Raw genomic sequence first — 16,635 nt, forward strand, 5'->3', positions numbered from 1 at the left:
TCAGCTCACATGAAAAAACAACTCCTGTCATTCCGTGACTTTTTGAAGACCGGCAGCTTGGGGCCGATCCGCCCCGACATGACAATGGCCGAGATTGTCGAGGTGCTCGGCACGCCTGAGCATGCTGACCCGGACTATTGGACGTTCGGAAAGCTCGAAATTTCCTTTGATATCGAGCCACCGCACCAGATGAACTGGTTTCAAATCGAAGAGGCCGGTTATCTCAAAGGCAAGTCGGAGACTGTCACCGATTGCTTTGCGCTTGCTCTAGATGGGCTCAGCGGAAAGACAAAGCCATCAGAGTTCCTGGGGGCCGGCCTTTGGCTTCCAGATCAGGCTAAAGTTTTCTACGCTACGTCTGGCCATGACATCGGGATGAATATCTGCGCCGGACTGATTCAGATTCATTTTCATGTGGCTACTGACTTCATCGGCGATCAGGACACCGAAGCGTATTTGGGCGCGTCCTCCACGTCGCAATCGATGAGGGAGATCGATTCTCGGGCCGTCCTCGACAGTATCTATTCTTACCCCAGCCCGAAGACTGAAGAGGTACCGGGCGCATTCAATTGGAAGCTGTTGAGTGGAAGCCAGTATCTGGCGCTTGCCAGCGGACGGTAAAACATCGGCAGACGCAAAAGGGGCCCGCAGGCCCCTTCAATTCAATTCGGAAAGACCGAGCCTTATGCGGCCGCGGCATCCGCGTCGGTGGCTTCGGCTTCGATGCGGGCGCGGTCGCCGGCGCCCTTGGCCGAGGTGTCGCGATCGACGAACTCGATGACCGCCATCGCGGCATTGTCGCCGTGACGGAAGCCGGCCTTCATGATGCGCAGATAGCCGCCGTTGCGGGTGGCATAGCGCGGGGCGATGGTGTCGAACAGGCGCTTGACGACGCCCTCATTGCCGATCTGCGCGATCACCTGGCGGCGCGCGTGCAGGTCGCCGCGCTTGCCGAGCGTCACCAGCTTCTCGACGATCGGACGCAGGTCCTTCGCCTTCGGCAAGGTGGTGACGATCTGCTCGTGCTCGAGCAGCGACACCGCCAGGTTGGCGAACATCGACTTGCGGTGGCTTATGCTGCGGGCGAAGCGGCGGCCTTTGAAACCGTGGCGCATGGCTCTTTTCCTTCTTCAGTTGTTCAAGAGGCCACGGCCTCCGAGGGTTTTCCGCATGACCGTCGGATCGAGCGGCTCACGCCGCCGATCCTTGGAATTCATGCTCAATATTGGTCTTCGTAACGCTTGGCGAGGTCTTCGATGTTTTCCGGCGGCCAGTCCGGCACTTCCATGCCGAGGTGCAGGCCCATCGCCGCCAGCACTTCCTTGATCTCGTTCAGCGACTTGCGGCCGAAGTTCGGGGTGCGCAGCATCTCGGCTTCGGTCTTCTGGATGAGATCGCCGATATAGACGATGTTGTCGTTCTTCAGGCAGTTGGCCGAACGCACCGAAAGCTCGAGTTCGTCGACCTTCTTGAGCAGCGCCGGGTTGAAGGCGAGCTCGGTGACGGCTTCGGCGGCGACTTCCTTCTGCGGCTCGTCGAAGTTGACGAACAGGCCAAGCTGGTCCTGCAGGATGCGGGCGGCGAAAGCCACCGCGTCCTCGCCCGAGATCGAACCGTCGGTCTCGATGGTCATGGTCAGCTTGTCATAGTCGAGAACCTGGCCCTCGCGGGTGTTCTCGACCTTGTAGGAGACCTTCTTCACCGGCGAATAGAGGCTGTCCACCGGGATCAGGCCGATCGGCGCGTCCTCGGCGCGGTTGCGCTCGGCAGGCACGTAGCCCTTGCCGGTGTCGACGGTGAATTCCATGCGGATTTCAGCGCCTTCGTCCAGCGTGCAGATGACGTGGTCGGGGTTGAGGATCTCGACGTCGCCAACCGTCTGGATGTCGCCGGCAAGAACCGCACCCGGGCCCTGCTTGCGAACGACCATGCGCTTGGGGCCATCGCCTTCCATGCGGATTGCGATTTCCTTGATGTTCAGGACGATGTCGGTCACGTCCTCGCGCACGCCGGCGATGGACGAGAATTCATGCAGAACACCGTCGATCTGCACGGCGGTGACGGCCGCCCCGCGCAGCGAAGACAGAAGCACGCGGCGCAGCGCGTTGCCAAGCGTCAGGCCAAAGCCACGCTCGAGCGGCTCGGCGACCAGCGTGGTCAGCGTCTTCTTCTTCGACGAGAACTCGATCTTGTTCGGCTTGATCAGTTCCTGCCAATTTTTCTGGATCATGATGCTTTCCTTCCGTTGACCCGCCACCATCCAATCGTGGCGGGCGACCTGGAATACCGTGGAGGAACGCCCTTGGGCGCTCACGCGGCGTTCGATAAATTGCTTAGACGCGACGCTTCTTGCGCGGGCGGCAGCCATTGTGCGGGATCGGCGTCACATCACGGATCGAGGTGATGGTGAAGCCGGCCGCCTGCAGGGCGCGCAGCGCCGATTCACGACCGGAGCCCGGTCCGCAGACCTCGACTTCGAGCATGCGCATGCCGTGTTCCTGGGCCTTCTTGGCAACGTCCTCGGCAGCCATCTGGGCGGCGAACGGGGTCGACTTGCGCGAACCCTTGAAGCCCTGGGCACCGGCCGACGACCAGGCAATCGAATTGCCCTGCGCGTCGGTGATGGTGATCATCGTGTTGTTGAAGGTCGAATTGACGTGGGCAACGCCCGACGAAATATTCTTGCGTTCGCGACGGCGAACACGAGCGGCTTCCTTGGCCATGACAGTCCTTTCAGTTGATCTCTACACCGCCGTAATGCCAGCGGCTCCACCTGGAAGTGAATAGTGAATTAGTGAGTAGCGATGACGTCCTCACCACCCACTACCAATCACTCACTCTTATTACTTCTTCTTGCCGGCGATCGACTTGGCCGGGCCCTTGCGGGTACGTGCATTGGTGTGCGTGCGCTGGCCGCGAACCGGTAGCGAGCGGCGGTGACGCAGGCCGCGGTAGCAGCCAAGGTCCATGAGCCGCTTGATGTTCATCGACACTTCGCGGCGCAGGTCGCCTTCGACCTGATAGTCGCGGTCGATGGTCTCGCGGATCTGCAGCACCTCCGCATCGGTCAACTGGTTGACGCGGCGCTCGGCCGGGATGCCGACCTTGTCGACGATCTCCTGGGCGAACTTCTTGCCAATGCCGTGAATGTACTGAAGCGCGATGACGACGCGCTTGTTGGTCGGAATGTTGACGCCGGCTATACGAGCCATGTTCTTCTCTTCTCCATGTGGGCCGGACAAGCCGGCATTATTCAGATTGCCCCGCGTCCGGTGGAGGCCGGCCCTTGCGGGAGTTTCCAGTTCAAAGCGACTGCCCTGCCCTTGCGGACAGGCAAAGCGCGCATCTGATAGGAAGACGGGCCGCCATACCGCAGCAAGCCGTCTCCGTCAAGCTTAATCTTTAAATTCCCTTACCGCGCCTTCTCGGCCGCGGCGAGCACGGCTTCAATCTCGGCCGTTACGGCGTCGATGCTGGCCATGCCGTCCACAGTCTTGAGCTTGCCCTTGGCGTAATAGTAGCCGGTCAGCGGAGCGGTCTTCTTGTAGTACTCCCGCAGCCGCTCTTCGAACACGGCGGGATTGTCGTCCTTGCGCACCGGCTGGCCGGCGGCCTTTGCATCATCGGCGCGCTTGACGATTCGACCAACCAGGGCCCTGTCGTCGACAACCAGTTCGATGACGGTGTCGAGACCAATGCCACGCTCTGAAAGCATCGATTCAACCGCATCCGCCTGCACCAGCGTGCGCGGATAGCCGTCGAGGATAAAACCCTTGGCGCAGTCATCCTGATCGATACGCTCGGCGACGATGGCGTTGACGATGGCGTCGGACACCAGCTCGCCGGCATCCATCACCGCCTTGGCACGCTTGCCGACCTCGGTACCGGCCTGAACGGCGGCACGCAGCATATCACCCGTCGAGAGCTGGGGTATGCCGTGTTTTTCTACCAGTCTTTGTGCTTGTGTCCCCTTGCCCGCTCCTGGCGGCCCAAGCAAAATCAACCTCATCTGGCTTTCTTCCCCCCGCGCAGCTTCGACTTCTTGATCAGGCCTTCATACTGGTGCGCGATCAGGTGACCCTGAATCTGCGCAACCGTATCAAGCGTGACACTGACCACGATCAGAAGCGATGTGCCACCGAGGTAGAATGGTACGCCAGTCGCCGAGATCAGGAACTCCGGCAGCAGGCACACCAGCACCAGATAGATGGCGCCGACGACGGTGATGCGGGTAAGGACGTAATCAATATAGTCGGCGGTGCGCTCGCCCGGACGATAGCCAGGGATGAAGCCCGAATGCTTCTTGAGCTGGTCGGCGGTGTCCTTCGGGTTGAACACGATCGCTGTGTAGAAGAAGGCGAAGAACACGATCATCGCCGCATAGAATGCCATGTAGAGCGGCTGGCCGTGGCCAAGCGAGGCCAGGATGGTGCTGGCCCAGGCCGGCATGTTGGTGGTCTGCGAGAAGCCGGCGACGGTGGCCGGCAGTAGAAGCAGCGACGACGCGAAGATCGGCGGGATGACCCCCGAGGTGTTGAGCTTAAGCGGCAGATGCGAGGTATCGCCCTGGAACATGCGGTTGCCGACCTGGCGCTTCGGATACTGGATCAGCAGGCGGCGCTGGGCGCGCTCGAAGAACACGATAAGCGCTATGACGACGATGGCCAGCACGATGATCGCCAGGATCAGGCCGGTCGACAGGGCGCCGGTACGGCCGAGTTCCAGCGTGCCGGAAATGGCATGCGGCAAGCCGGCGACGATGCCGGAGAAGATGATCAGCGAAATGCCGTTGCCGATGCCGCGCGCGGTGATCTGCTCGCCCAGCCACATCAGGAACATGGTGCCGCCGACCAGCGTGACGACGGTGGAGATGCGGAAGAACATGCCGGGATCGCTGACGATGCCGTTGCCGTTCTCCAGTCCCACCGAAATGCCATAGGCCTGTACCAGCGCCAGGAGCACGGTGCCGTAGCGCGTGTACTGGTTGATGACCTTGCGGCCCTGCTCGCCTTCCTTCTTCAGCGCTTCCAGCGAGGGAATGACCGAGGTCATCAGTTGCATGATGATGGAAGCGGAGATGTAGGGCATGATGCCGAGTGCAAAGATCGCCATGCGCTGCACGGCACCGCCGGCGAACATGTTGAACATGCCGAGCACGCCCTTGCTCTGCGAGGAGAAGGCCTGGGCGAAAGCGTCGGGATTGATGCCGGGAAGCGGGATGTAGGTGCCGAGACGATAGACGAGCAACGCGCCGATGGTGAACCAGATGCGTTTCTTAAGGTCCTCCGCCTTGGCGAAGGCCGAGAAATTCAGATTCGAGGCTAGTTGTTCAGCAGCCGAAGCCATGCCTGATTCTCCGCTTGGTAACGCTTGATGGCCCGTGAGGTCAGGCGGTGCGTTTCACCGAAGCTCACGAGATAAGCTCCGGGCTGTAAACATGCAAGCGGCCGCGTCGACGCGGCCGCTAAATTGAGCAGGTCAAAGCGCGATCTCAAGCAAAAACGGATACCACTCTTGCCGACCGCTCTTCAAATTGCCGTTACTCGGCGGCTGCCTTTTCCGGCAGCTTGACCGAACCGCCGGCCTTTTCGATCTTCTCGATCGCGGCCTTGGAGGCGCCGGCGACGTCGAAGGCGAGCTTGGCCTTGAGTTCGCCATCGGACAGCACGCGCACGCCATCCTTGACGCGACGGATGACGCCGGCGGCGACAAGCGCCTCGGCCGTCACGGTCGCCTTGACGTCAAGCTTCTTGGCATCAACGGCTTCCTGGATACGGGCCAGCGAGACGACGGTGAAGCTCTTGGCGAAGATGTTGTTGAAGCCACGCTTCGGCAGACGCCTGTAGAGCGGCATCTGGCCACCCTCGAAGCCGTTGACGGCGACGCCGGAGCGCGCCTTCTGGCCCTTGACGCCGCGACCGGCGGTCTTGCCCGAGCCGGAGCCGATACCGCGGCCGAGACGCTTCTTGGAGTGCGTCGCGCCGTCCTTGTCACGCAGATCATTGAGTTTCATCTGGGTTCTCCTGCGCTCTTGCTCAGCCCTCGTCCACGACGCGGACGAGATGCTGGACGGCAGCGATCATGCCGCGCACGGAAGGCGTATCTTCCAGCGTGCGCTGCTTGTGCATCTTGTTGAGGCCGAGGCCGACCAGCGTTGCGCGCTGTTCCTTCGGGCGGCGGATCGGCGAACCGATCTGCTCAACGGTGATGGTCTTGGTTGCTTTCTTGGCCATGGTCAAAATCCCTGGTCAGATCGACTATTCTTCAGCCGCAACGGCGGTGCCGCGGCGGGCCTGAAGGGTCGAATATTTGATGCCACGCGCGGCAGCCACATCCTTGGGATGCATCTGGCTCTTCAGCGCGTCGAAGGTGGCGCGAACCATGTTGTACGGGTTCGACGAACCCATCGACTTGGCAACCACGTCGTGCATGCCGAGCGTCTCGAAGACGGCGCGCATCGGGCCGCCGGCGATGATGCCAGTACCCTGCTTGGCAGCGCGCAGCAGAACACGGCCAGCGCCCCAACGTCCCTCGACGTCATGGTGCAGCGTGCGGCCCGAGCGCAACGGCACGAAGATCATGTCGCGCTTTGCGGATTCGGTTGCCTTGCGGATAGCTTCCGGCACTTCGCGCGCCTTGCCGTGACCAAAGCCAACGCGGCCCTTCTGGTCGCCGACGACGACGAGCGCGGCAAAGCCAAAGCGACGGCCGCCCTTGACGACCTTGGCGACGCGGTTGATGTGGACAAGCTTGTCCACCATGCCGTCATCGCGTTCTTCACGATCGCGGCCGCGGCCGCCATCCCTACGTTCCTGTGCCATATCCTGTTCCTTGTTCTTTTCCGGAAGCACGGGTTGCTGATTGCCGGCGCCGCTTTGGGTCGCCGACGGTGAAAACTATTTCTTCCCTTGCATGATCTTATCCGAAAAGTCTGCAACTTTTCGGGGTCATGCTTAGAAGCTGAGACCGCCTTCGCGGGCCGCTTCAGCCAGCGCCTTGACGCGGCCGTGATAGATGTAGGCGCCGCGATCGAAGACGACTTCCTTGACGCCGGCCTTGGTGGCGCGCTCGGCGATCAGCTTGCCGATCGCAGCGGCGGCGGCAGTGTCAGCGCCGGTCTTGAGCGACCCCTTGAGGTCCTTCTCGAGCGTCGAGGCGGCGGCAATGGTGTGGCCCTTGGCGTCGTCGATGACCTGAACGTAGATGTTCTTCGACGTGCGATGAACCGACAGACGCGGACGCTCGCCGGCGACTTTCTTGATCTGACGGCGCACGCGCTGCGCGCGGCGCTGGATGGATTCCTTGATAGCCATGACAGTTCCTTGCCTTCAAAAAACGGGGGCCGCCATATGCGGTAGGCGAAGCGCCTCCCGCGACCGCTCCCCGCGGCGTTAACTTCCGTGGCTTGGTCCCTGTCCGAAAAGTCTGCAACTTTTCAGGACCAAGCCGATTACTTCTTCTTGCCTTCCTTGCGGACGATCTTCTCGCCAGCGTAGCGGACGCCCTTGCCCTTGTAGGGCTCGGGACCGCGGTATTCGCGGATCTCCGCCGCGACCTGGCCGACCTGCTGCTTATCGATGCCGGCCACGGTGATTTCGGTCGGCTTCGGCACGGTGATCGTGATGCCGGCCGGCGTCTCGTAGACGACATCATGGCTGAAGCCAAGGGCCAGTTGCAGGTTCTTGCCCTGCAAGGCGGCGCGATAGCCGACGCCGGTGATCTCCAGCTTCTTCTCGAAACCGTCCTTCACGCCCTGCAGGATGTTGACGATCTGCGTGCGCGACATGCCCCACTTGGAGCGGGCGGTCTTGGTCTGGTCGCGCGGCTGGACAGCGATTTCGCTGCCTTCCATCTTGACCAGGACTTCGTCGTTCACCACGAACTTCAGCTCGCCCTTGGGGCCCTTCGCCGTCACGGTCTGGCCATTGACGGTCGCGGTCACGCCCTGCGGCAGCGAAACGGGTTTCTTTCCAATACGAGACATCAGGTTGTCCTCGTCACTTCTCTTGTTTCAGGTCTCTGTCTTCGGGAACGATCCGAAGACCGAATTCCACGTGCGATAAGCTGCCGGATCAGAAGATCTGGCAGAGGATCTCGCCGCCGACGTTCTGTTCGCGTGCTTCATGGTCGGCCATCACGCCCTTCGGTGTCGAAAGGATGGCAATGCCGAGGCCGTTGGCAACGTGCGGAATCGACTTGGCCGAGACGTAAACGCGGCGGCCGGGCTTCGAAACGCGGGCGATTTCGCGCACGACCGGGGCACCGTCGAAATACTTCAGCTCGATTTCGATCTCGGACTTGCCGTTGTCGAAATCGGTCTGGCTGTAGTCGCGGATATAGCCTTCAGCCTTCAGCACGTCGAGGACGCGGGTGCGCAGACGCGAGGCCGGCGTCGAGACACTCGACTTCTTGCGGCCATAGGCGTTGCGGATGCGGGTCAGCATATCGCCGAGAGGATCGCTCAATGACATGTTATGTCCTCCTTACCAGCTCGACTTGACCAGGCCCGGGATCTGGCCGTTATTGCCGAGGTCCCGAAGCGCGATGCGCGATACTTTGAGCTTGCGATAGTAGGCACGCGGGCGGCCGGTGACTTCGCAGCGGTTGCGGATGCGGATTTTGGCCGAGTTGCGCGGCATGGCGGCAAGCTTGAGCTGAGCGCGGAAGCGCTCTTCCATCGGCTTGGATTGATCCATGATGATCGCCTTGAGCGCAGCGCGCTTGGGACCGTACTGGTCGGCAAGCTTGCGGCGCCTGTTGTTCTTCTCGACTGAGCTGGTCTTTGCCATTTCAGATTTTTCCTTTTCTCGCTGCCGTTACTGGCGGAAGGGGAAGTTGAAAGCCTTGAGCAAAGCCCTGGCTTCGTCGTCCGTCTTCGCAGTCGTACAAACGATGACGTCCATGCCCCAGATCTGATCAACCTTGTCGTAGTTGATCTCCGGAAACACGATGTGCTCCTTGATGCCCATGGCGTAGTTGCCACGGCCATCGAAGCTCTTGGGGTTCAGTCCGCGGAAGTCGCGGACGCGCGGCAGCGCGATGTTCACGAGGCGGTCGAGGAACTCGTACATGCGTTCCTTGCGCAGCGTGACCTTGGCGCCGATCGGCATCTTCTCGCGAACCTTGAAGCCCGCGATCGAATTGCGGGCGCGGGTGACGACGGCCTTCTGGCCGGCGATCATCGCCAGGTCCTCGGCCGCGACCGAAGGCTTCTTCGAATCGGCGGTCGCTTCGCCCACACCCATGTTCAGCACGATCTTGTCGAGGCGCGGAACCTGCATCTCGTTGTCGTAGCCGAACTGCTCCTGCAGCGCCTTGCGGATGGTCTCGTTGTAGACCTGCTTGAGGCGCGGCGTGTTGTTGGCAGTCGCCTGCTTGGTTTGAGCCTTAGCCATTGATGACTTCTCCCGAGCGCTTGGCGACGCGCACCTTCTTGCCGTCCTTCTGGAAGACGAAACCGACGCGGGTCGGCTTGCCATCCTTCGGGTCGGCCAGCGCGATGTTCGACAGCTGGATCGGCGCTTCCTTGGTGATGATCCCGCCCTCTTGGGACTGGGACTGCTTCTGGTGACGACGGATCATGTTGACGCCGCGCACCAGCGCGGTGTCATCCTTCGGCTGAACCGAGAGGACTTCGCCCGAACGGCCCTTGTCCTTGCCAGCCAGCACGACGACCTTGTCGCCTTTTCTAATCTTTTGCATTGGTCCGGCTCCTTACAGCACTTCAGGCGCGAGCGAGATGATCTTCATGTGGTTCTTGGCGCGAAGTTCGCGCGGAACCGGTCCGAAGATACGCGTGCCGATCGGCTCTTTCTTGTTGTCGACGAGAACGGCCGCGTTCTTGTCGAAACGGATCACGCTGCCGTCCGGGCGGCGGATGTCCTTGGCCGTGCGAACCACGACCGCCTTCATCACATCGCCCTTCTTAACGCGGCCGCGCGGAATGGCTTCCTTGATCGACACCACGATGATGTCGCCCACGGAAGCGTATTTCCGCTTCGAGCCGCCCAGCACCTTGATGCACATGACACGACGCGCGCCGGAATTATCCGCCACGTCGAGGTTTGTTTGCATCTGAATCATGACTGGCCGCCTTCTTCTTTTCTAACGGGATGGGCTCGAAGCCCCTCCCCGGTCTGTCCAAAATTCGTTTGTTTACGCCTGATCCGAGGATACGACGATCCAGCGCTTATCCTTCGAAATCGGCTTCGATTCCTGGATGAACACCTGGTCGCCGACCTTGTGGGCGTTGTTCTCGTCGTGCGCCTTGTACTTCTTGGTCATGCGCACGGTCTTCTTCATCACGGGATGCGTGAAGCGCCGTTCGACCTTGACGACAACCGTCTTCTCGTTCTTGTCGCTGACGACGGTGCCCTGCAGAATGCGCTTTGGCATGGTTTTCGTCCTTAAGCCTTCTTGGCTGCGGACTTTTCCGCAGCGATGGTCTTGATACGCGCAATGTCCTTGCGAACCTGCCTCACGCGCGCGGTCTTCTCGAGCTGGCCGGTGGCCTTCTGGAAGCGCAGGTTGAACTGCTCCTTCTTCAGGCTGGCCAGGTCGTCGGTCAGCTGGTCCTGGGTCTTGGTCCGGATGTCTTCGGCTTTCATGATCAGCCCGTCCTTATTCTGCGATGCGCTGTACGAAGCGCGTCCTGACCGAGAGCTTGGCCGCGCCGAGACGCAGCGCCTCACGGGCGGTTTCTTCATTGACGCCGTCGATCTCGAACATGATGCGGCCCGGCTTGACGCGCGCCGCCCAGTAATCGACCGCGCCCTTGCCCTTGCCCATGCGGACTTCGGTCGGCTTCGACGTGACCGGCACGTCCGGGAAAATGCGGATCCAGACGCGGCCGGCACGCTTCATTTCGCGAGTGATCGCGCGGCGGGCCGCCTCGATCTCACGCGCGGTGACGCGGTTCGGCTCAAGCGCCTTCAGCCCGAAACCACCGAAATCCAGGTTGGTGCCGCCCTTTGCGGTACCATGGATACGGCCCTTGAACTGCTTGCGGAACTTTGTGCGCTTTGGCTGCAGCATCGTTCTAACTCCAAATTCCTAAATGTCTCAGGCGTTTTCGCGACGACGACCGCGTTCGCGATCACCACCACCGCCATGCGCGGCATCACCCTCGGTCGCGCGGCGTTCCGAAGCCATCGGATCGTGCTCGAGGATCTCGCCCTTGAATACCCAGACCTTGACGCCGCAGATGCCATACGCCGTGTTCGCCTCGGCCGTGCCGTAGTCGACATCGGCGCGCAGCGTATGCAGCGGCACGCGACCTTCACGGTACCATTCCATGCGCGCGATCTCGGCGCCGCCAAGACGGCCGGCGCAGTTGATGCGGATGCCTTCGGCACCGAGGCGCATGGCCGATTGCACGGCACGCTTCATGGCGCGGCGGAACGCGATACGGCGCTCGAGCTGCTGGGCGATCGACTGGGCGACCAGGGTCGCGTCGATTTCCGGCTTGCGCACTTCAACGATGTTGAGGTGCGTCTCGGACTTCGTCATCTCCATCAGCTTCTTGCGAAGCTTCTCGATGTCGGCGCCCTTCTTGCCGATGATCAGACCCGGGCGCGCGGCATGGATGGTGACGCGGCACTTCTTGTGCGGACGCTCGATCACGACCTTCGAGATCGCGGCCTGCTTGAGTTCCTTCTCAAGATACTTGCGGATCTTGATGTCCTCATGCAGCAGCTTGCCGTACTCGCCGGTGTTCGCGAACCAGCGCGAATCCCAGGTGCGGTTGATGCCGAGGCGAAGACCGATCGGATTGACTTTCTGGCCCATTATGCGGCCTCCCCTTTTTCTTCGACTTCACGAACGACGATCGTGAGGTGCGAGAACGGCTTCTCGATACGGCTGGCGCGACCACGGCCACGAGCGTGGAACCGCTTCATGACGATCGACTTGCCGACATAGGCTTCCGCCACCACCAGCGCATCGACATCGAGGTCGTGGTTGTTTTCCGCGTTGGCGATTGCCGATTCCAGCGTCTTCTTGACCGTGCCGGAAATCCGCTTGGCCGAGAATTCGAGATCGGAAAGCGCTGTCGCGACCTTCTTGCCGCGGATCAGCGCGGCAACCAGGTTCAGCTTCTGCGGGCTGATACGGATCGTGCGCAACACGGCGCGCGCTTCGTTGTCAGCAAGCCTGCGCGGAGCTTTGGCCTTGCCCATGATTATTTCCTCTTCGCCTTCTTATCCGCGCCGTGACCGTAATAGGTCCGGGTCGGAGCGAATTCACCGAACTTGTGACCGACCATGTCCTCGTTCACCGAAACGGGAACATGCTTCTGGCCGTTGTAGACACCGAAGGTGAGGCCGACGAACTGCGGCAGGATGGTGGAGCGACGGCTCCACATCTTGATCACCTCATTGCGACCGCCTTCACGAACCTTATCCACCTTCTTGAGAAGGTAGCCGTCGATGAAGGGGCCTTTCCAAATAGAACGAGTCACTTGGCGTTACCTCTTCTTAGCTCTTGCGCTGATGGCGCGAGCGCAGGATGAACTTGTCGGTCGCCTTGTTGGACCGCGTCTTCTTGCCCTTGGTCGGCTTGCCCCACGGGCTGACCGGATGACGGCCACCGGAGGTGCGGCCTTCACCACCGCCATGCGGGTGGTCGACCGGGTTCATGGTCACGCCGCGATTGTGCGGACGCTTGCCACGCCAAACCGTGCGGCCGGCCTTGCCGTCGTTGATGTTGCCGTGGTCCGGATTGGACACGGCACCGACGGTGGCCATGCAGGAGCCGTGAACGACACGCTGCTCGCCCGAGTTGAGGCGCAGGATCGCCATGCCCTGGTCACGGCCGACCAACTGGCCGTAGCCACCTGCCGAACGAGCGACCTGGGCGCCCTTGCCCGGCTTCAACTCGATGTTGTGGACGATGGTGCCGACCGGCATCGAGGCCAGCGGCATCGCATTGCCCGGCTTCACGTCGACCGCTTCGCCAGCCACGATCTTGTCGCCGGGAGCCAGGCGCTGCGGAGCGATGATGTAGGACAGCTCACCATCATCATACTTGATCAGTGCGATGAAGGCGGTGCGGTTCGGATCGTATTCAATGCGCTCGACCGTGCCGACAACGTCGAACTTGCGACGCTTGAAGTCGATGATGCGGTACGAACGCTTGTGGCCACCACCAATGAAGCGGGCGGTGATACGGCCGTGATTGTTGCGGCCGCCCGACTTAGTCAGACCCTCGGTCAGGCCCTTGACGGGCTTGCCCTTGTAGAGGCCCGAGCGGTCGACGATGACCAGCTGGCGGGTGCTCGGCGTTACCGGGTTGAATTTTTTCAGTGCCATTGTTGTTGTCCTCGCGGCCTTGCTCAGAGACCCGTCGCGACGTCGATCGACTGGCCGTCGGCCAGCGTCACGATCGCCTTCTTGACGTCGCTCTGGCGGCCGATCGTGCCGCGGAAGCGCTTGATCTTGCCCTTGCGGACAAGCGTGTTCACGGCCATCACCTTGACGCCGAACAGCGCTTCGACGGCGGCCTTGATTTCGGGCTTCGACGCCTTCTTGGCGACGTTGAAGACGACCTGGTTCTGCTCGGAGGCCATGGTCGACTTTTCAGTGATCGCCGGCGAGACGATCACGTCGTAGTGACGAAGGTCGGTCATTTAAAGCGCTCCTCGAGAGCCTCGACGGCGGCCTTCGAAAGGACCAGCGTGCCGCGGCGCAGAATGTCGTAGACGTTGATGCCCTGGATGGGCAGCACGTCGATGTTGGGGATGTTGGTGGCTGCCAGCTTGAAGTTCTTGTCAAGCTCGGCGCCGCCAATCACCAGGGCGTTGGTCAGGCCCAGCGTCGCGAAATTCGCGATCAGCGCCTTGGTCTTGGCCTCGGTCAGCTTCAGCTCGTCGATGATGATGATCGACGCGCTCTTGGCCTTGGCCGAAAGGGCATGCTTGAGGCCGAGCGCACGAACCTTCTTGGGCAGTTCATGCTCATGGCTGCGAACGACCGGGCCGTGGGCCTTGCCGCCGCCGCGGAACTGCGGAGCGCGTGCGGAGTGGTGACGGGCGCGGCCCGTGCCCTTCTGCTTGTACATCTTGGCACCGGTGCGCGCGATTTCGGCGCGGCCCTTGGCCTTGTGCGTGCCCTGCTGCTTCTTGGCAAGCTGCCAGCGCACGACGCGCTGCAGGATGTCCTCGCGCGGATCAAGGCCGAAAATTCCGTCGGAAAGTTCCACCTTGCCGGCGTCTTTGCCGCCGAGCGTTGTGATCTTGAGATCCATTATTCCGCTCCCTCTGTGGCCGGAGCCTCGTTCTTAGCAGCTGCCGCAACGGCGCGGATCGCGGCGGGCTTCGGCGCATTGGCCGGTAGTGCCACCTTGGCCGCGTCGCGGACCAGGATCCAGGCGCCCTTCGATCCGGGAACCGCACCGCGGATCAGGATAAGGCCGCGGTCGGCATCGGTCGAAACGACCTCGACATTCTGTGTCGTCACGCGGGTGTCGCCCATGTGACCAGCCATATGCTTGCCCTTGAACACCTTGCCCGGGTCCTGGCGCTGACCGGTCGAGCCGTGTGTACGGTGCGAGACCGAGTTACCGTGGGTCGCGCGGCCACCACCCATGTGGTGGCGCTTGATGACGCCCTGGAAACCCTTGCCGATCGTCGTGCCCGTCACATCGACCTTCTGGCCGGCGACAAAATGGTCGACGGTGATCTCGGCGCCGACGTCGATCATGTTGTCGGCAGAGACGCGGAACTCGGCGACCTTCGCCTTCGGCTCGACGGAGGCGGTCGCGAAATGGCCGCGCATCGCCTTCGACGTGTTCTTCACCTTGGCGAGGCCAACGCCGAGCTGAACGGCGGTGTAGCCATTCTTCTCCTGCGTGCGCTGTGCCACGACCTGGCAGTTCTCCATCTGGAGAACGGTGACGGGAACATGTTCCCCGGCATCATTATAGATGCGGGTCATTCCCACCTTCTTTGCAATCACACCTGAACGCATCGGTTCAATTCCTTTAGAGTTCCGGGCCAGGGGCACCGCCCCTTACCGCGCTCTCATTCCCTTAGAGCTTGATCTCGACGTCGACGCCGGCGGCCAGATCGAGCTTCATCAAAGCATCGACCGTCTGCGGGGTCGGATCGACGATGTCGAGCAGACGCTTGTGCGTGCGCATCTCGAACTGCTCGCGGCTCTTCTTGTCGACGTGGGGCGACCGGTTGACCGTGAACTTTTCGATCCGCGTCGGCAGCGGAATGGGGCCGCGGACGTTTGCCCCGGTGCGCTTGGCTGTCGACACGATTTCCTTCGTCGAGGCGTCGAGCACGCGGTGATCAAACGCCTTCAGGCGGATGCGGATATTCTGTCCGTTCATGCGTCACTTCCTTGTTCTGGCGCGGCGCGGGCAACTCCGGCGCCCGCGACAGATCGGTTTAAGTCCAAATTACTCTTTGATGGTGACGACGATGCCGGCACCGACGGTGCGGCCGCCTTCACGGATGGCGAAGCGCAGCTTCTCTTCCATGGCGATCGGCACGATCAGCTCGACATCGACCGTGATGTTGTCGCCGGGCATCACCATCTCGGTGCCTTCCGGCAGCGACACGATGCCGGTCACGTCGGTCGTGCGGAAGTAGAACTGCGGACGGTAGTTGGTGAAGAACGGCGTGTGACGGCCACCTTCGTCCTTGGTCAGGATGTAGGCTTCGGCCACGAACTTCTTGTGCGGCTTCACCGTGCCCGGCTTGGCCAGAACCTGGCCGCGCTCGACACCTTCACGGTCAACGCCGCGCAGTAGCGCGCCGATGTTGTCGCCAGCCTGGCCCTGGTCGAGCAGCTTGCGGAACATTTCCACGCCCGTGCAGGTCGTCTTGGTGGTCGGACGGATGCCGATGATCTCCAGTTCCTCGCCGACCTTGACCACGCCGCGCTCGACGCGGCCGGTGACGACCGTGCCGCGGCCCGAGATCGAGAACACGTCCTCGATCGGCATCAGGAACGGCTTGTCCAGCGGACGAACCGGCGTCGGGATGTAGGCGTCGACCGCAGCCATCAGCTCGCGGATCGCGTCCTCGCCGATCTTCTTGTCCGAATCTTCCAGTGCAGCCAGCGCCGAACCCTTGACGATCGGAATGTCGTCGCCGGGGAATTCGTTCTTCGACAGCAGTTCGCGAACCTCGAGCTCGACCAGTTCGAGCAGCTCGGCGTCGTCGACCTGGTCGACCTTGTTCAGGAACACAACGATCGACGGCACGCCGACCTGACGGGCAAGCAGGATATGCTCGCGGGTCTGCGGCATCGGGCCGTCGGCGGCCGACACGACCAGGATCGCGCCGTCCATCTGCGCGGCACCGGTGATCATGTTCTTCACATAGTCGGCGTGGCCGGGGCAGTCGACGTGGGCATAGTGGCGGTTGGCGGTCTCGTATTCGACATGAGCCGTCGAGATCGTGATGCCGCGCGCCTTCTCTTCAGGCGCCGCATCGATCTGGTCGTAGCGCTTGTATTCGCCAAAATACTTGGTGATCGCCGCCGTCAGCGACGTCTTGCCATGGTCGACGTGACCAATCGTGCCGATGTTCACATGAGGCTTGGTGCGCTCGAATTTACCTTTTGCCATGTGATGTCTCCAATCCTGCTCGCCCGTGCGGGCCTTGATTTAAGTTACTGCTGCAAC

The 16,635-nt window shown here is 61.6% G+C and carries 29 protein-coding genes; 1 reads left to right on the forward strand and 28 read right to left on the reverse strand.

Annotation, left to right across the window (positions count from 1 at the left end; translation table 11 throughout):
• Positions 1 to 9: 9 nt before the first annotated feature.
• Positions 10 to 621, forward strand: a complete 612-nt coding sequence (locus FJW04_RS24560) for a hypothetical protein (protein ID WP_015317973.1) — start codon at positions 10 to 12, stop codon at positions 619 to 621.
• Positions 622 to 683: 62 nt separating this feature from the next.
• Here the strand turns inward: FJW04_RS24560 and rplQ are convergent, their stop codons facing one another.
• The 28 genes from rplQ to tuf form a co-directional block, all read right to left on the reverse strand.
• Complete coding sequence (gene rplQ / locus FJW04_RS24565; RefSeq protein WP_015317974.1) at positions 684 to 1,115, reverse strand: 50S ribosomal protein L17; 432 nt, start codon at positions 1,113 to 1,115, stop codon at positions 684 to 686.
• A gap of 104 nt (positions 1,116 to 1,219) precedes the next feature.
• The gene (locus tag FJW04_RS24570) at positions 1,220 to 2,230 is read right to left on the reverse strand and encodes a DNA-directed RNA polymerase subunit alpha (RefSeq protein WP_006205443.1); all 1,011 of its coding nucleotides are present in this window, start codon (positions 2,228 to 2,230) and stop codon (positions 1,220 to 1,222) included.
• Positions 2,231 to 2,333: 103 nt separating this feature from the next.
• Positions 2,334 to 2,723 (reverse strand): 30S ribosomal protein S11, encoded by a 390-nt coding sequence (gene rpsK / locus FJW04_RS24575; RefSeq protein ID WP_006205444.1) that lies wholly within the window; start codon positions 2,721 to 2,723, stop codon positions 2,334 to 2,336.
• A gap of 120 nt (positions 2,724 to 2,843) precedes the next feature.
• Positions 2,844 to 3,212, reverse strand: a complete 369-nt coding sequence (gene rpsM, locus FJW04_RS24580; RefSeq protein WP_006205445.1) for a 30S ribosomal protein S13 — start codon at positions 3,210 to 3,212, stop codon at positions 2,844 to 2,846.
• Between the two features lie 200 nt (positions 3,213 to 3,412).
• Positions 3,413 to 4,009 (reverse strand): adenylate kinase, encoded by a 597-nt coding sequence (locus tag FJW04_RS24585; RefSeq protein WP_140717279.1) that lies wholly within the window; start codon positions 4,007 to 4,009, stop codon positions 3,413 to 3,415.
• Positions 4,006 to 5,346, reverse strand: a complete 1,341-nt coding sequence (secY, locus tag FJW04_RS24590; RefSeq protein ID WP_015317976.1) for a preprotein translocase subunit SecY — start codon at positions 5,344 to 5,346, stop codon at positions 4,006 to 4,008. The genes FJW04_RS24585 and secY overlap by 4 nt, the downstream gene beginning before the upstream one ends.
• Before the next feature lie 193 nt (positions 5,347 to 5,539).
• Positions 5,540 to 6,013, reverse strand: a complete 474-nt coding sequence (gene rplO, locus FJW04_RS24595; protein WP_015317977.1) for a 50S ribosomal protein L15 — start codon at positions 6,011 to 6,013, stop codon at positions 5,540 to 5,542.
• 22 nt (positions 6,014 to 6,035) lie between these two features.
• The gene (rpmD, locus tag FJW04_RS24600; RefSeq protein ID WP_006205449.1) at positions 6,036 to 6,233 is read right to left on the reverse strand and encodes a 50S ribosomal protein L30; all 198 of its coding nucleotides are present in this window, start codon (positions 6,231 to 6,233) and stop codon (positions 6,036 to 6,038) included.
• 24 nt (positions 6,234 to 6,257) lie between these two features.
• A complete protein-coding gene (gene rpsE, locus FJW04_RS24605) occupies positions 6,258 to 6,821 on the reverse strand; it encodes a 30S ribosomal protein S5 (protein ID WP_006333394.1) in 564 nt (187 codons plus the stop codon).
• Positions 6,822 to 6,953: 132 nt separating this feature from the next.
• Entirely contained in the window at positions 6,954 to 7,313 is a 360-nt protein-coding gene (rplR, locus tag FJW04_RS24610; protein ID WP_015317978.1) for a 50S ribosomal protein L18, read from the reverse strand.
• 137 nt (positions 7,314 to 7,450) lie between these two features.
• Positions 7,451 to 7,984, reverse strand: a complete 534-nt coding sequence (rplF, locus tag FJW04_RS24615) for a 50S ribosomal protein L6 (RefSeq protein WP_013895694.1) — start codon at positions 7,982 to 7,984, stop codon at positions 7,451 to 7,453.
• A gap of 88 nt (positions 7,985 to 8,072) precedes the next feature.
• A complete protein-coding gene (gene rpsH, locus FJW04_RS24620) occupies positions 8,073 to 8,471 on the reverse strand; it encodes a 30S ribosomal protein S8 (RefSeq protein ID WP_006205453.1) in 399 nt (132 codons plus the stop codon).
• A 12-nt stretch (positions 8,472 to 8,483) separates the two neighbouring features.
• Entirely contained in the window at positions 8,484 to 8,789 is a 306-nt protein-coding gene (rpsN, locus tag FJW04_RS24625; RefSeq protein WP_013895695.1) for a 30S ribosomal protein S14, read from the reverse strand.
• Positions 8,790 to 8,816: 27 nt separating this feature from the next.
• On the reverse strand, positions 8,817 to 9,395 hold the full coding sequence (gene rplE, locus FJW04_RS24630; protein WP_023773630.1) for a 50S ribosomal protein L5: 579 nt from the start codon (positions 9,393 to 9,395) through the stop codon (positions 8,817 to 8,819).
• Positions 9,388 to 9,702 carry a 50S ribosomal protein L24 gene (gene rplX / locus FJW04_RS24635; protein WP_015317981.1) on the reverse strand — a complete coding sequence of 105 codons (315 nt, stop codon included), beginning with the start codon at positions 9,700 to 9,702 and terminating at the stop codon, positions 9,388 to 9,390. Before rplX ends, rplE begins: the two co-directional genes overlap by 8 nt.
• Positions 9,703 to 9,714: 12 nt before the next feature.
• Positions 9,715 to 10,083: a 50S ribosomal protein L14 gene (rplN, locus tag FJW04_RS24640; protein WP_006205457.1), complete on the reverse strand. Its 369-nt coding sequence runs from the start codon at positions 10,081 to 10,083 to the stop codon at positions 9,715 to 9,717.
• Positions 10,084 to 10,155: 72 nt separating this feature from the next.
• A complete protein-coding gene (gene rpsQ / locus FJW04_RS24645; RefSeq protein ID WP_010909280.1) occupies positions 10,156 to 10,395 on the reverse strand; it encodes a 30S ribosomal protein S17 in 240 nt (79 codons plus the stop codon).
• A gap of 11 nt (positions 10,396 to 10,406) precedes the next feature.
• Positions 10,407 to 10,607, reverse strand: a complete 201-nt coding sequence (gene rpmC / locus FJW04_RS24650) for a 50S ribosomal protein L29 (protein ID WP_006205459.1) — start codon at positions 10,605 to 10,607, stop codon at positions 10,407 to 10,409.
• 13 nt (positions 10,608 to 10,620) lie between these two features.
• Complete coding sequence (gene rplP / locus FJW04_RS24655) at positions 10,621 to 11,034, reverse strand: 50S ribosomal protein L16 (protein ID WP_006205460.1); 414 nt, start codon at positions 11,032 to 11,034, stop codon at positions 10,621 to 10,623.
• A gap of 27 nt (positions 11,035 to 11,061) precedes the next feature.
• Complete coding sequence (gene rpsC, locus FJW04_RS24660) at positions 11,062 to 11,787, reverse strand: 30S ribosomal protein S3 (RefSeq protein ID WP_013895697.1); 726 nt, start codon at positions 11,785 to 11,787, stop codon at positions 11,062 to 11,064.
• Positions 11,787 to 12,176 (reverse strand): 50S ribosomal protein L22, encoded by a 390-nt coding sequence (gene rplV / locus FJW04_RS24665; RefSeq protein WP_010909277.1) that lies wholly within the window; start codon positions 12,174 to 12,176, stop codon positions 11,787 to 11,789. The genes rpsC and rplV overlap by 1 nt, the downstream gene beginning before the upstream one ends.
• 2 nt (positions 12,177 to 12,178) lie before the next feature.
• On the reverse strand, positions 12,179 to 12,457 hold the full coding sequence (gene rpsS / locus FJW04_RS24670) for a 30S ribosomal protein S19 (RefSeq protein WP_015317982.1): 279 nt from the start codon (positions 12,455 to 12,457) through the stop codon (positions 12,179 to 12,181).
• 16 nt (positions 12,458 to 12,473) lie between these two features.
• Positions 12,474 to 13,307: a 50S ribosomal protein L2 gene (gene rplB / locus FJW04_RS24675; protein ID WP_015317983.1), complete on the reverse strand. Its 834-nt coding sequence runs from the start codon at positions 13,305 to 13,307 to the stop codon at positions 12,474 to 12,476.
• Positions 13,308 to 13,330: 23 nt separating this feature from the next.
• Positions 13,331 to 13,624 carry a 50S ribosomal protein L23 gene (locus tag FJW04_RS24680; RefSeq protein ID WP_010909275.1) on the reverse strand — a complete coding sequence of 98 codons (294 nt, stop codon included), beginning with the start codon at positions 13,622 to 13,624 and terminating at the stop codon, positions 13,331 to 13,333.
• Entirely contained in the window at positions 13,621 to 14,241 is a 621-nt protein-coding gene (gene rplD, locus FJW04_RS24685; protein WP_015317984.1) for a 50S ribosomal protein L4, read from the reverse strand. The genes FJW04_RS24680 and rplD overlap by 4 nt, the downstream gene beginning before the upstream one ends.
• Complete coding sequence (gene rplC, locus FJW04_RS24690; RefSeq protein WP_015317985.1) at positions 14,241 to 14,963, reverse strand: 50S ribosomal protein L3; 723 nt, start codon at positions 14,961 to 14,963, stop codon at positions 14,241 to 14,243. The genes rplD and rplC overlap by 1 nt, the downstream gene beginning before the upstream one ends.
• Positions 14,964 to 15,024: 61 nt before the next feature.
• On the reverse strand, positions 15,025 to 15,333 hold the full coding sequence (gene rpsJ, locus FJW04_RS24695; RefSeq protein ID WP_010909272.1) for a 30S ribosomal protein S10: 309 nt from the start codon (positions 15,331 to 15,333) through the stop codon (positions 15,025 to 15,027).
• 69 nt (positions 15,334 to 15,402) lie between these two features.
• Positions 15,403 to 16,578: an elongation factor Tu gene (gene tuf / locus FJW04_RS24700; RefSeq protein WP_015317986.1), complete on the reverse strand. Its 1,176-nt coding sequence runs from the start codon at positions 16,576 to 16,578 to the stop codon at positions 15,403 to 15,405.
• Between the last annotated feature and the right edge of the window lie 57 nt (positions 16,579 to 16,635).

The organism is Mesorhizobium sp. B2-7-3 (assembly GCF_006440715.1).
Lineage (GTDB): Bacteria > Pseudomonadota > Alphaproteobacteria > Rhizobiales > Rhizobiaceae > Mesorhizobium > Mesorhizobium australicum.

Excerpts from the sequence above, each read along its gene's own strand:
- rpsM (WP_006205445.1), bottom strand. The coding sequence starts at position 3,212 with ATGGCTCGTATAGCCGGCGTCAACATTCCGACCAACAAGCGCGTCGTC.
- tuf (WP_015317986.1), bottom strand. The coding sequence starts at position 16,578 with ATGGCAAAAGGTAAATTCGAGCGCACCAAGCCTCATGTGAACATCGGC.
- FJW04_RS24585 (WP_140717279.1), bottom strand. The coding sequence starts at position 4,009 with ATGAGGTTGATTTTGCTTGGGCCGCCAGGAGCGGGCAAGGGGACACAA.
- rpsQ (WP_010909280.1), bottom strand. The coding sequence starts at position 10,395 with ATGCCAAAGCGCATTCTGCAGGGCACCGTCGTCAGCGACAAGAACGAG.
- rplB (WP_015317983.1), bottom strand. The coding sequence starts at position 13,307 with ATGGCACTGAAAAAATTCAACCCGGTAACGCCGAGCACCCGCCAGCTG.
- rpsH (WP_006205453.1), bottom strand. The coding sequence starts at position 8,471 with ATGTCATTGAGCGATCCTCTCGGCGATATGCTGACCCGCATCCGCAAC.
- rplQ (WP_015317974.1), bottom strand. The coding sequence starts at position 1,115 with ATGCGCCACGGTTTCAAAGGCCGCCGCTTCGCCCGCAGCATAAGCCAC.
- rplN (WP_006205457.1), bottom strand. The coding sequence starts at position 10,083 with ATGATTCAGATGCAAACAAACCTCGACGTGGCGGATAATTCCGGCGCG.
- FJW04_RS24570 (WP_006205443.1), bottom strand. The coding sequence starts at position 2,230 with ATGATCCAGAAAAATTGGCAGGAACTGATCAAGCCGAACAAGATCGAG.
- rplC (WP_015317985.1), bottom strand. The coding sequence starts at position 14,963 with ATGCGTTCAGGTGTGATTGCAAAGAAGGTGGGAATGACCCGCATCTAT.
- rplR (WP_015317978.1), bottom strand. The coding sequence starts at position 7,313 with ATGGCTATCAAGGAATCCATCCAGCGCCGCGCGCAGCGCGTGCGCCGT.
- rplD (WP_015317984.1), bottom strand. The coding sequence starts at position 14,241 with ATGGATCTCAAGATCACAACGCTCGGCGGCAAAGACGCCGGCAAGGTG.
- rplE (WP_023773630.1), bottom strand. The coding sequence starts at position 9,395 with ATGGCTAAGGCTCAAACCAAGCAGGCGACTGCCAACAACACGCCGCGC.
- rpsC (WP_013895697.1), bottom strand. The coding sequence starts at position 11,787 with ATGGGCCAGAAAGTCAATCCGATCGGTCTTCGCCTCGGCATCAACCGC.
- rpsK (WP_006205444.1), bottom strand. The coding sequence starts at position 2,723 with ATGGCCAAGGAAGCCGCTCGTGTTCGCCGTCGCGAACGCAAGAATATT.
- rplP (WP_006205460.1), bottom strand. The coding sequence starts at position 11,034 with ATGCTGCAGCCAAAGCGCACAAAGTTCCGCAAGCAGTTCAAGGGCCGT.
- rpsE (WP_006333394.1), bottom strand. The coding sequence starts at position 6,821 with ATGGCACAGGAACGTAGGGATGGCGGCCGCGGCCGCGATCGTGAAGAA.
- secY (WP_015317976.1), bottom strand. The coding sequence starts at position 5,346 with ATGGCTTCGGCTGCTGAACAACTAGCCTCGAATCTGAATTTCTCGGCC.
- FJW04_RS24680 (WP_010909275.1), bottom strand. The coding sequence starts at position 13,624 with ATGACCGACCTTCGTCACTACGACGTGATCGTCTCGCCGGCGATCACT.
- rplV (WP_010909277.1), bottom strand. The coding sequence starts at position 12,176 with ATGGGCAAGGCCAAAGCTCCGCGCAGGCTTGCTGACAACGAAGCGCGC.
- rplO (WP_015317977.1), bottom strand. The coding sequence starts at position 6,013 with ATGAAACTCAATGATCTGCGTGACAAGGACGGCGCGACGCACTCCAAG.
- rplX (WP_015317981.1), bottom strand. The coding sequence starts at position 9,702 with ATGCAAAAGATTAGAAAAGGCGACAAGGTCGTCGTGCTGGCTGGCAAG.
- rpmC (WP_006205459.1), bottom strand. The coding sequence starts at position 10,607 with ATGAAAGCCGAAGACATCCGGACCAAGACCCAGGACCAGCTGACCGAC.
- rpmD (WP_006205449.1), bottom strand. The coding sequence starts at position 6,233 with ATGGCCAAGAAAGCAACCAAGACCATCACCGTTGAGCAGATCGGTTCG.
- rpsN (WP_013895695.1), bottom strand. The coding sequence starts at position 8,789 with ATGGCAAAGACCAGCTCAGTCGAGAAGAACAACAGGCGCCGCAAGCTT.
- rpsJ (WP_010909272.1), bottom strand. The coding sequence starts at position 15,333 with ATGAACGGACAGAATATCCGCATCCGCCTGAAGGCGTTTGATCACCGC.
- FJW04_RS24560 (WP_015317973.1), top strand. The coding sequence starts at position 10 with ATGAAAAAACAACTCCTGTCATTCCGTGACTTTTTGAAGACCGGCAGC.
- rplF (WP_013895694.1), bottom strand. The coding sequence starts at position 7,984 with ATGTCTCGTATTGGAAAGAAACCCGTTTCGCTGCCGCAGGGCGTGACC.